We start from the raw sequence: 10,393 nt of genomic DNA, 5'->3' as shown, positions 1-10,393 counted from the left end.
GTTCAAATCCTGCTCCCGCAACCATCGTTTCCGACCAAGCCCTCGCCATCCGCGGGGGCTTCGGCATATCCGCATTCCCCGCAAGAAACACCTCTCCCCCCTCGCCGATTGCGATGCGCCCGACGTGCCACCGGAGATCCAGGGGTGACGTCCAGGTACGTGAGATGACCTGTGACCTGCTCCCCATAGAGTCCGCGTTTATGAGTTAGCTCTGTTCAGGGTTTGGTCCCCTACTGACCGTTGGTGATACTCCCACAGGGTGAGCCCGTCGAGGCTCGTGTGGGGGCGGTGGTGGCTCTAGTCGTCGCGCCACGCCTCGATCTGACCGCGGGCGTGTCGCAGGTTGAAGCGCGCCGGGTATTCCGGAGGCTGATTTTGGTTAGTTACGCGGCCATGTCTTCAGTTTCCAGAGCTGCGTAGAAGTTTGCCTCTGCTTCAGCCGGAGGGATGTTCTTGACCGGCTCGGAAATCCCCCCGTTTTTGCTGCGCTTGGACGTAGAATTTACGCGGCCATCTTCAGTTTCTGGGCGCGCTTCATCCCGAGAGGGGGCCGGTTCCTTCGCCCGATTGCGCCGCGTTGAGCACCTTCACCCGCGTTCCCTCATGACCCACCCGCTGGTAGAGATCGATGATATCCTGCTGGTAGAGCCGGATGCATCCCGAGGAGGCGGCGCGGCCGACCGACCAGGGATAGGGGGTGCCATGGATGCGGTAGAGCGTGTCGCGGCCATTGCGGTAGAGATAGAGCGCCCGCGCGCCCAGCGGGTTTTCCAGCCCGCCCTCCATGCCACCGCGATGCGGTTCGTACAGTTCGGGATCGCTGCGCAGCATGTTGCGGGTCGGGGTCCAGCGGGGCCATTCGCGGCCGAAGGCGATGACGGCATTGCCGGAAAACGCCTTGCCTGCCTCTCCCACCGCAACGGCATAGCGCAGCGCGCGATTGTCGCCCTGGATCAAGTAGAGGTAGCGCGCATAGGGATCGACGACGATCGTGCCGGGGGGTTCGTCGCTCCAATAGGCGACCTCGCGGCGCACGGTGTCGGGGCCCAGATAGCGCCCGTCGACCGGCGGCACCCAGATCCCGTCATCCCACATCCCCTCATAGCGTGCAGCCTCGGCCCGCGTGACCTGGCCGGGACCGGCATCGTCCAGAGGCGGCGCCGCGCAGGCCGAAAGCACGCAGAGCGCCAGGACGGAAAGGGTGGTACGGAACATGGTCGGCTCTCCGGAACGGGTCAGGGTCCGGCCCCCGGGACAGCGCGTGCCGGGGATCGGTTCGCCATCACCTAGCGCGCCGCGGCGGGCAGGACAGGGCCCGGAGGCATTCGGGCGCAGGGCGTGTCCCGCAGGCCACAGCTCGTCCGCAACGGGTCAGCCGGTGCGCCGCCGGTCGCTGTCGAGAAGCGCCGCGAAGGCCTTGGCGCCAAGCGGGTGGGACCACAGATACCCCTGGCCCAGCGTCACCCCCATGGCAGCCAGCGCCGCGCGCTGCTCCTCGGTTTCGACCCCCTCGGCAAGGGCGCGTATCTCCATGCCGCGCGCGATCTCGGCGATGGCGGCGACGATGGCGCGGTCATTGCGGCTGGTGCCGATCCCGGCGACGAAGCTGCGGTCGATCTTGAGTTCCGCCACGGGGATCTTGCGAAGATGGGCCAGCGCGGCATGGCCGGTGCCGAAATCGTCCAGCGCCAGATCGTAGCCCCGATCGGCAAGCGTATCGAGCACCATGGCCACCCGGTCCGTGCCGCGCCCGGTAAAGCATCCTTCTGTGATCTCCAGCATCAGCTCGGCCCCGGTGATGCCGCGGGTTTCGAACATCGCCATGGTCTCCATGAGCAGCTCCGGGGTCTTCAGGTCGTCGGGGTGGAGGTTCAGCGCGATCTTGCCGGGATGCAGCCCGGCACGGCGCCAGGCCAGCATGTCCGCGGCGACGGTTTCGGCGATGACCCGCGACAGCCGGGGCAGCAGGCCGCGTTCCGAGGCGATGGGCAGGAAGACGTCCGGGGGGATGCGCTCGCCGTCGGGCGCGGTCCAGCGCACCAGGGCCTCGGCGCCGCAGATCCGCCCGTCCTCCAGGGTGACCCTGGGCTGGTAGGCGACATGGACCCGGCCCTCATCCAGCGCGCTGCGCAGTCCGGCCTCCAGCCGGTCGGCCTCCACCACCCGGCGCTGCAGCAGCGCGTCGAATTGCACGCAAAGGCCGCGACCGCATTCCTTGGCCCGGTTCAGCGCGAGGTCGGCCTTCAGCAGCAGGTCGGCGGATTCGGTTGCATCCGCCGGGCACAGGGCCGCGCCGATCGAGGTGCCGGGATGGATCTGGCGTCCCGCCAGCCGCGCGGGACGGTTCAGCGCCTCGATCAGCCGCGCCGCGATGGCGGCGATATCCGCCGCGTGCTTCACGCCCGGCAGCAGGATGGCGAATTCGTCGCCGCCCAGCCGTCCGATCACGTCGCCCGCGCCCAGCCCGGCCCGCAGCCGCGCGGCGATCTCGGCCAGAAGCTCGTCGCCCACGGCATGGCCGAAGAGGTCATTGACGTTCTTGAACCGGTCGAGATCCAGCAGCAGCAGGGCAAAGCCCGCGCCATCCGCCATCCGCCGCTCCGTCGCCTGGCGCAGCGCCTCGTCGAAGGCCTTGCGGTTGAGCAGACCGGTGGTCGTGTCGATATTGGCCAGGCGGTAATTCTCGTCCCGCGCCCGGCTGAGCCCATCCACCGCGGTCGAGAGCAGCGTGACGGACTTGTCCCGCTGTCGCGCGGTCTCGCCGGCCGCATGGGCGAAATAGCTCAGCGACAGCCCGTAGGCCATTGCATAGACCGTGACGGCCCCGGCCTGGGGCCAGTCTCCCAGATGGAAGGACAGGATCGTCGCGCCCAGGATCACCCCCTGGAAGGCCAGCGCCGCGACGAAGGCGCGATGCAGCATGAAGGCGCCGCCGGTGAGCATCCCGATCGAGACCAGCATCGCCAGCATCGGCTCGCCCGGGCCCCGCAGCCCGATGGCCTGGACCTGCAGCACCGCCCAGGGCAGGGCGAAAAGCACCGAGCTGAGCAGCAGCCGCCGCGCCGCGCGGCGCGACACCCGCGTGACGACCCGGCCGACGGCGCGCGCGGAGCGGCGCGCCATGACGGCGGAGAGGACCACGACCACGGCCAGCCAGCCGGCCAGGAACCCGCCCGCCCCCGAGCCCAGGCAGCCAAGTGCATAGACCGCCGCGTTCAGGGCCGTCACCGTGGCACCGAAACCGGTCGCGGCGACGACGCTGCTCACATCCTCCGGGCTGGGATGCTTGGTCAGGGCCGAGCGCAGGCCCGGCAGGAGGGAGGGCGGCAGCAGGCGCACGTGCGGATGTCCCCGGTTCTCGTCCCCTGTTGTGACATGGCAGGCCTTAGCTGCGGCCTTAACGGCGGCCCGGCTTCGGCGGCAAAGTCGCTAAATCTTGACAGATCGCGGGGCGCGCCGCCTGATGGCAGCGGAGGAGGAACCGGGCCGGGCCCGCTGGACGGCCGAGGCGGTCGCGTCCGGTTCCAAGGCTGCGGTGTTCCGCGGCGTATCGCGAACCGCGGGGAGGGCGGAATGCAGATTGCGCATGCAGACCAGGTCATGGCCAGCGTCACCTCGGGACAGGCGGCGGCGCGTTCACGCATCGCCGCGTCCTGGCAGCGCTGCTTTGCCCGCCACCGGCTGGATCCGGCGGCGCGCTGCGCACCCGTGATCCATGCCGGGCGGCTGAGCGATCGACGCGACGCGCTGGAGCGGCTCCTGCGGGTCGCGGCGCCGCCGCTGGAGGACCTGCACCGGATGATCGCCCATTCCGGCCGCGCCATCTTCCTGACCGACAGCGACGGCCTGGTCCTGGCGGGCTGCCTGCGCAGCGCCGACGCGGAGGATTTCGCCCGGGCCGGGCTTTGCGCCGGGACCGACTGGAGCGAGGCCGCGCAGGGGACCAACGGCATCGGCACCTGCCTGGCGGAGGAAAAGCCCCTGACCGTGCATCGCGACCAGCATTACCTGGCGGAGAATATCGGGATGAGCTGCATCGACGCGCCGGTCTTCGGCCCCGACGGGAGGCTGGTGGCGGCGCTAGACGTCTCCTCGGTCCGCAGCGGGGAAGAGGCCGGGTTCAACGCGCTGATCGGGGGAATGGTGACGCGGATCGCCGCCCAGATCGAGGCGGCGCTGTTTCGCGACGCCCATGCCGGTCTGCGCATCGTGCTGGGCGACGAGGCCGGGGGCGCCGCGCTTCTGGCGGTGGATCGCGACGAGCTGGTGGTGGGGGCGACGCGCGCGGCCCGGCGGCAGTTCCGGCTGGAGCGCAGCGGCGCCTTCGCGCCCGTTCCGCTGCGCGACCTGACCGGCGAGGCTGCGCAGGGCCTGGCGGGGGCCGAACGCGCGGTGGTGATGCGCGCGCTGGCGCGGGCGGGCGGCAATGTCTCGGCCGCGGCCCGCGACCTGGGGCTGGGACGTGCCACGCTCTACCGGCGGATGCGGCGGCTGGGCATCGACTGAGGCGGCGGGCTGTCTCGTTTCCGGGACAGGTGCGGGGGTCGTCCGGCCGGGGCCGGGGTGACAGGCCCCGCGACCGGCCCCATCCTGGATCTGCCCGGGGCCGATGGCGCGGGCTGGCAAGGGAGGATACCGCCATGACCGAGATGACCAAGATCGACGAGACCCGCGTCTCGCCCTTCCGCGAGCGCTATGACAATTTCATCGGCGGGCGGTTCGTCGCGCCCGTGGCCGGGCGCTATTTCGACAACATCACGCCGATCTCGGGCGAGACCGTCTGCGAGGTCGCGCGGTCGGATGCCGGGGATCTGGAACTGGCGCTGGATGCCGCCCATGCGGCGCGGGCGGGCTGGGGCGCGACGGCGGCGGCCGACCGCGCCAACACGTTGCTGAAGATCGCCGATCGCCTGGAGGAGAACCTGGCTCTGCTGGCGAAGGCGGAGACCTGGGACAACGGCAAGCCGATCCGCGAGACCACCGCCGCCGACATCCCGCTGGCCATCGACCATTTCCGCTATTTCGCCGGGGTGCTGCGGGCGCAGGAAGGGACGATGTCGGAGATCGATGCCGATACCGTGGCCTATCACTACCACGAGCCCCTGGGCGTGGTCGGGCAGATCATTCCCTGGAACTTCTCCATCCTCATGGCGGCGTGGAAACTGGCCCCGGCGCTTGCGGCGGGCAATTGCATCGTCCTGAAACCGGCCGAGCAGACCCCGGCGGCGATCATGGTGCTGGCCGAATGCATCGCCGACCTCCTGCCGGATGGCGTGCTGAACATCGTCAACGGCTACGGGGCCGAGATCGGCGCGGCGCTGGCCGCGAGCCCGCGCATCGCCAAGATCGCCTTCACCGGATCGACCGCGACGGGACGCAAGATCATGCAGGCCGCGACCGAGAACCTGATCCCGGTCACGCTGGAACTGGGGGGCAAGTCGCCGAATGTCTTCTTCTCGGACGTGATGGCGCAGGATGACGCCTTCCTCGACAAGGCGGTCGAGGGCTTCGTCCTGTTCGCCTTCAACCAGGGCGAGGTCTGCACCTGTCCCTCGCGCGCGCTGATCCAGGAGGATATCTACGAGGCGTTCATCGCGCGCGCCATCGCCCGGGTGGAGGCAATCGTGCGCGGCGATCCGCGCGACATGGCGACCATGGTCGGCGCCCAGGCCAGCCGGGAGCAGCAGGACAAGATCCTGTCCTACCTGACCATCGGCGTCGAGGAGGGCGCAGAGGTTCTCACGGGCGGGCGGGCCGCCACGGTGCCGGGGCTGGAGAACGGGTTCTACATCGAGCCCACGATCCTGAAGGGCCATAACAAGATGCGGGTCTTCCAGGAGGAGATCTTCGGGCCAGTCGTGTCGGTGACCACATTCCGCGACGAGGCCGAGGCGCTGGCCATCGCCAATGACACGATCTACGGGCTGGGGGCCGGGGTCTGGACCCGCGATGCGAGCCGCTGCTACCGGTTCGGGCGGCAGATCGAGGCCGGCCGGGTCTGGATCAACAACTATCACGCCTATCCCGCCCATGCGGCTTTCGGCGGCTACAAGCAGTCGGGCATCGGCCGCGAGAACCACAAGATGATGCTGGATCACTACCAGCAGACCAAGAACATCCTGATGAGCTACGATCCGAACAAGCTGGGTTTCTTCTGACCCTCCTCCCCGGGCGCAGAGGAGCCGGGCGGTCCCCCTCGGGGGGCCGCCCCTTTGCTGTCCGGGCCGGTCAGTCTGGCGGGGGCGGCAGGGGGCTGATAGGGTCGGCCGCGCACGGACAGGGAAGACGGCAATGGCGCAGGATGGCGATGACATGGCGGCACGGGCCGGGGCCTATGATGCGCGGCGCCACCCCGCCCAGCTGGTGCGGCGCCTGCACCAGCGCGGCGCCCAGCTGTTCACCCAGAATGTCCAGCGCCCCGGCCTGTCGGTGACCCAGTTCGTCGCGCTGGTGACGCTGCTGCGCGAAGGGCCGATGGCGCAGAGCCGCCTGGGCCGCGCCACCAGCATGGATCCTTCCACCACGACGCTGGTCGTGCGCAAGCTGGCCCGCGACGGGCTGATCGCGCGGCTGCGCGATCCCGGCGACCGGCGCACCACGATGCTGTCGCTGACCGAGGCGGGCCGGGCCTGCGCCGAGGCGCATGTGCCGATCAGCCTGCGGGCGGGGGATGACCTTCTGGCGCCGCTGAGCGGCATCGAACGGGTCCTGTTCCTGGAATTGCTGCGCAAGCTGCTGGAGGCGGAGGGGCCCGACAGCCCCGATGACGCCCCGCCAGAAGATACGTAGTCAAACAATGTCCGCTGCTTTTCTGTGCGCAAATTGGCTTGGCGCGGAAATTTCATACGTGTGAACATGAATATTCCAGCGGATTGATCCTGGTCAAACCGAGTCATTGACGCATTTTCCCGAATCAAACACTTTGAGTACGTAGCAATTCGCAACGCAAGAGACCCCCGGGTCCGGGAGATGAAAATGACGACGCTGGTCCGCAACGCATGGTACGTAGCCGCCTGGTCCTCCGAAGTGGATGATCAGCTGCGCCGCTTCACGATCCTGGGCGATGCCGTCCTCCTTTATCGCCGGGGCGACGGCCATGTGGTCGCGCTGGAGGATCGCTGCCCGCACCGGCAGCTGCCCCTGTCGATGGGCAAGCGCATCGGCGACGCGGTGCAATGCGGCTATCACGGGCTGACCTTCGGTCCCGACGGCAAATGCACCCGCGTTCCGGGCCAGGACAAGATCCCGCCCTCCGCCTATGTCGAGGCCTACCGGGTGGTGGAGAAGAACGACATCATCTGGATCTGGATGGGCGAGGCGCATCGCGCCGATCCCGACACGATCTTCGATCTGCCGCAATTCCACGAACCGGGCTGGCACGCCCATCAGGGCGACGCGCTGTTCCTGAAGTCGAACTACCTGAACGTGGCCGAGAACCTGGTCGATCCGGCGCATGTCAGCTTCGTGCACCCGACGACGCTGGGCAATTCGGCCTCGGAGAACGTGCCGGTCCATGTCTCCACCGACGGTCCGGCAATCACGGCCTGGCGCTGGATCCGCGATGCAGAGCCGATCGGGTTCTTCAAGGCCTTCGGCGGCTTCGAGGGCAATGTCGACCGCTGGCATTACTACCACCTCTACGCCCCCTCGATCGCGGTGATCGATTTCGGCTCGGCCGAGACCGCGGCGGGGATCGCCGAGGAGGATCGCGACAGCGGCAACCGCATCTTCGCGCTGCATTTCATGACCCCGGTCAGCGAGACCGAGACCATCGACCGCTGGATGCACCTGCGCAACACCGCAATCGAGACCGAGGAAGCCTCGGAACGGATCGACGCGATGTTCCGCGTGGCCTTCGGCGAGGACAAGGAGATCCTCGAGGCCGTCCATGCCGAGGAACAGCGCCCCGCGAAGCGCCGCCCGATCCGCCTGGCCATCGATCGCGGCCCCATGGTCTATCGCAAGCGCATCACCGAGATGCTGGAGCGCGAGCGCACCGAGGATGTCTCGGCCGAGCCGAACGGGGCCTTCGTCTATCATGACTGAGATGCGTCCCCTTACCGCCGCCGCGGACCGCGCGGCACCTGCGCCCCTGCCCATCGGCTGCAATGGCCGCGGGGCGCAGGCCTCCTCGCCCGCCTGCCCGGTCTCTTTCGCCGAGCCCCCGCTGGCCGAGCAATTCGCCATGGTGGCCGGGGCGGGGGTCTTCGACTTCTTCGACCGGCTGCCGATGGAGGGGCAGGTCGATGCGTTCCGCGCCCTCTCGGCGGACCATCATCTGCCTGCCTTCACCGCCAGCGGGGTCTACGCGCTGGGGCCGGGTTACCTGCCGATGCTGCGCGCCAACATGGCCCGGGCGGTCGCGGCCGGGGCGAAATTCCACAACATGATGGTCTTCGCCTGGCATTCCGAAGGCCGCTGGGTCACCGATGACGAGGTGATCCGCGCCTGGGCCGAGGCCTGGGAGGCGGGCGAGGCGGCCGGGATCGAACCCTGTTTCGAGCTGCATGTGAACATGTGGAGCGAGGATCCGCGCCGCGTCGCCACGGTGGCGCGGGCGGCCGAGCGGCTGGGGATCCCGTTCAACCTGACGCTCGACTATTCGCACATGCTGTTCAAGATGGGCGATCCGGCGGAACTGGAGGTCTCGGGCATCCGCGGGGATGTCGAGGCGGGGCGCCTCGTTCTGGATCCCTACCTGCCGGGCAACCTGGTCGATGAATGGCTGGAGATGGGCATCGTGCGCTGGTTCCAGCTGCGGTCGGTGACGCCTGCGGGGCCGCGCAACCTGTGGTCGCATCACGACAGCCGCAACGGGGCCGCGGGCGTGCCCGACGATCCCAACCAGCGGGCCCGCGACGGCGCGGCGGGGCGCGCGATCCTCTATCCCTTCACCCGGCCCGGCCCCGGCGAATGGCATTCTCCCTGGGAGGCCTGGCGGCTGGAGCCCTGCAAGGAAGTGGCGCGCAAGGTGCTGGCCCATCACGCGGCCAGCCCGGACAGCCGCCTGGCCGTCATCACCACCGAGATGATCAACCTGACCGATTACGGCGATGGCGCGAAATTCTCGCTGATCGGCCAGAACGCGGCCATCGCCGCCTTCCTGCGCGCCGAGATGCGCGCGCGGGGCATTCCGGAGGGCCTGCCGTCATGACCGCCGATCCCGCCCGCGCCGCGGCGCTGACGCTTGAGGTGGCCGAGGTGATCCGCGAGAGCGCCTCGGTCGTGTCGCTGCGGCTGAGCGCGGCAGCCGGGGCGCTGCCGCCCTTCCTGCCGGGCCAGCACCTGCCGCTGCGGCTGGACCTGCCGGGCCGGCGGCTGGCGACCTACACGATCTCTTCCGATCCCGGCGACCTGTCGGCCTACCGGCTCAGCGTCAAGCTGGAAGAGGCGGGACAGGGCGGGTCGCGCCACCTGCACGGGCTGCAGGCGGGCGACCAGCTGCAGGCAGAGGTCCCGCGCGGGCGCTTCGTGCTGCAGGAAGACCATCGCCCGGTCCTGCTGCTGACGGGGGGGATCGGCATCACCCCGGCGCTGGCGATGCTGCATGCGCTGGCGGCCGGCCCGGCGCGGCCGGTGGTGTTCCTGCATGCCTGCCGGTCGCGGGCGGATCTGTGTTTCGAGGCGGAGCTGGCGGCGCTGGAGGCGCGGATGCCGCATCTGACCCGCATCACGGTGCTGGCCGAGGGCGATGCGCAGGACCTGGCCGAGGGGCGCTGCCAGCATCTGGGGCTGATCGACCGGGCGCTGCTGCGGCGGATCCTGCCGCAGGATGCCTGGCGCAGCTATCTGTGCGGGCCCGAGGCGTTCATGGCGGCGATGCGCGCGGCGCTGACCAGCCTGGGTCTGCCCGATGACCAGATCCTGCAGGAAAGCTTCGGTTCCGCGCCCGCGCCGGTGCCCGCACCTGCGCCTGCGCCTGCGCCTGCGCCTGCGCCGGGTCCGGCGGTGGCCGGGCCGGTGGTGCATTTCGCCCGGTCCGGGCTGGAGGCGGCCTGGGATGGCAGCCATCCCAGCCTGCTGGATTTCGCCGAGGCCCAGGGGCTGTCGCCCGATTTCAGCTGTCGCGGCGGGGTCTGCGGGGCCTGTGCCTGCCTCCGGCTGGAGGGCGAGACCGATTACGCCGAGGATCCGCTGGAAGATCCGCCCGAGGGCGAGATTCTCCTGTGCTGTTCGGTGCCGCGCGGCAGGGTGGTCCTGGATCTTTGAGGTCACAATTTGGGCAGACAGCCCGAAATGTGACGCTTTTATAACCATACGGACCTGTTCCTGCCCGGCGGGGCAGGGCGAAACATGTGCGACAGAAACTTATTTCTGTACAAACAATAATGAACGCGGTCTGCTGCCTCCAATCACCGGCAGCGGCCTGCACAGCCTCTTCCCTCGCGGGAGG

The 10,393-nt window shown here is 69.2% G+C and carries 8 protein-coding genes and 1 pseudogene; 6 read left to right on the top strand and 3 right to left on the bottom strand.

Going from position 1 to position 10,393, the window contains the following annotated elements; translation table 11 throughout:
• Positions 1–198: 198 nt before the first annotated feature.
• The 3 genes and pseudogenes from ICN82_RS15470 to ICN82_RS15460 form a co-directional block, all read right to left on the bottom strand.
• Positions 199–345: pseudogene (locus ICN82_RS15470) on the bottom strand (integrase core domain-containing protein); the annotation flags it as partial.
• A 189-nt stretch (positions 346–534) separates the two neighbouring features.
• Positions 535–1,215 (bottom strand): L,D-transpeptidase, encoded by a 681-nt coding sequence (locus ICN82_RS15465; RefSeq protein ID WP_193184419.1) that lies wholly within the window; start codon positions 1,213–1,215, stop codon positions 535–537.
• A gap of 156 nt (positions 1,216–1,371) precedes the next feature.
• Positions 1,372–3,339, bottom strand: coding sequence for a putative bifunctional diguanylate cyclase/phosphodiesterase (locus ICN82_RS15460; protein WP_330999020.1), 1,968 nt, complete (start codon positions 3,337–3,339; stop codon positions 1,372–1,374).
• A 234-nt stretch (positions 3,340–3,573) separates the two neighbouring features.
• On the opposite strand from ICN82_RS15460, the gene ICN82_RS15455 reads away from it, so the two are divergent.
• From ICN82_RS15455 to ICN82_RS15430, 6 genes are all read left to right on the top strand, one after another.
• Complete coding sequence (locus ICN82_RS15455) at positions 3,574–4,506, top strand: GAF domain-containing protein (RefSeq protein WP_193184417.1); 933 nt, start codon at positions 3,574–3,576, stop codon at positions 4,504–4,506.
• Between the two features lie 134 nt (positions 4,507–4,640).
• Positions 4,641–6,158 (top strand): aldehyde dehydrogenase, encoded by a 1,518-nt coding sequence (gene adh / locus ICN82_RS15450; RefSeq protein ID WP_193184415.1) that lies wholly within the window; start codon positions 4,641–4,643, stop codon positions 6,156–6,158.
• Positions 6,159–6,291: 133 nt separating this feature from the next.
• Positions 6,292–6,789, top strand: coding sequence for a MarR family winged helix-turn-helix transcriptional regulator (locus ICN82_RS15445; protein ID WP_193184413.1), 498 nt, complete (start codon positions 6,292–6,294; stop codon positions 6,787–6,789).
• A 186-nt stretch (positions 6,790–6,975) separates the two neighbouring features.
• Positions 6,976–8,046, top strand: coding sequence for an aromatic ring-hydroxylating dioxygenase subunit alpha (locus ICN82_RS15440; protein WP_193184411.1), 1,071 nt, complete (start codon positions 6,976–6,978; stop codon positions 8,044–8,046).
• A gap of 1 nt (position 8,047) precedes the next feature.
• On the top strand, positions 8,048–9,154 hold the full coding sequence (locus ICN82_RS15435; RefSeq protein ID WP_193184408.1) for a TIM barrel protein: 1,107 nt from the start codon (positions 8,048–8,050) through the stop codon (positions 9,152–9,154).
• Positions 9,151–10,209, top strand: a complete 1,059-nt coding sequence (locus tag ICN82_RS15430) for a flavin reductase family protein (RefSeq protein ID WP_193184405.1) — start codon at positions 9,151–9,153, stop codon at positions 10,207–10,209. The genes ICN82_RS15435 and ICN82_RS15430 overlap by 4 nt, the downstream gene beginning before the upstream one ends.
• Positions 10,210–10,393: the final 184 nt, after the last annotated feature.

Origin of the sequence: Mangrovicoccus algicola, from assembly GCF_014903745.1 — a bacterium.
Taxonomy (GTDB): domain Bacteria; phylum Pseudomonadota; class Alphaproteobacteria; order Rhodobacterales; family Rhodobacteraceae; genus Mangrovicoccus; species Mangrovicoccus algicola.
Note: the sequence above shows the minus strand (reverse complement) of the source record. Positions and strands in the feature narration are given on the sequence as shown.

Bases quoted from the DNA above. Each gene is read 5' to 3' on its own strand.
- ICN82_RS15465 (WP_193184419.1), bottom strand. From the start codon at position 1,215: ATGTTCCGTACCACCCTTTCCGTCCTGGCGCTCTGCGTGCTTTCGGCC.
- ICN82_RS15455 (WP_193184417.1), top strand. From the start codon at position 3,574: ATGCAGATTGCGCATGCAGACCAGGTCATGGCCAGCGTCACCTCGGGA.
- adh (WP_193184415.1), top strand. From the start codon at position 4,641: ATGACCGAGATGACCAAGATCGACGAGACCCGCGTCTCGCCCTTCCGC.
- ICN82_RS15445 (WP_193184413.1), top strand. From the start codon at position 6,292: ATGGCGCAGGATGGCGATGACATGGCGGCACGGGCCGGGGCCTATGAT.
- ICN82_RS15440 (WP_193184411.1), top strand. From the start codon at position 6,976: ATGACGACGCTGGTCCGCAACGCATGGTACGTAGCCGCCTGGTCCTCC.
- ICN82_RS15435 (WP_193184408.1), top strand. From the start codon at position 8,048: ATGCGTCCCCTTACCGCCGCCGCGGACCGCGCGGCACCTGCGCCCCTG.
- ICN82_RS15430 (WP_193184405.1), top strand. From the start codon at position 9,151: ATGACCGCCGATCCCGCCCGCGCCGCGGCGCTGACGCTTGAGGTGGCC.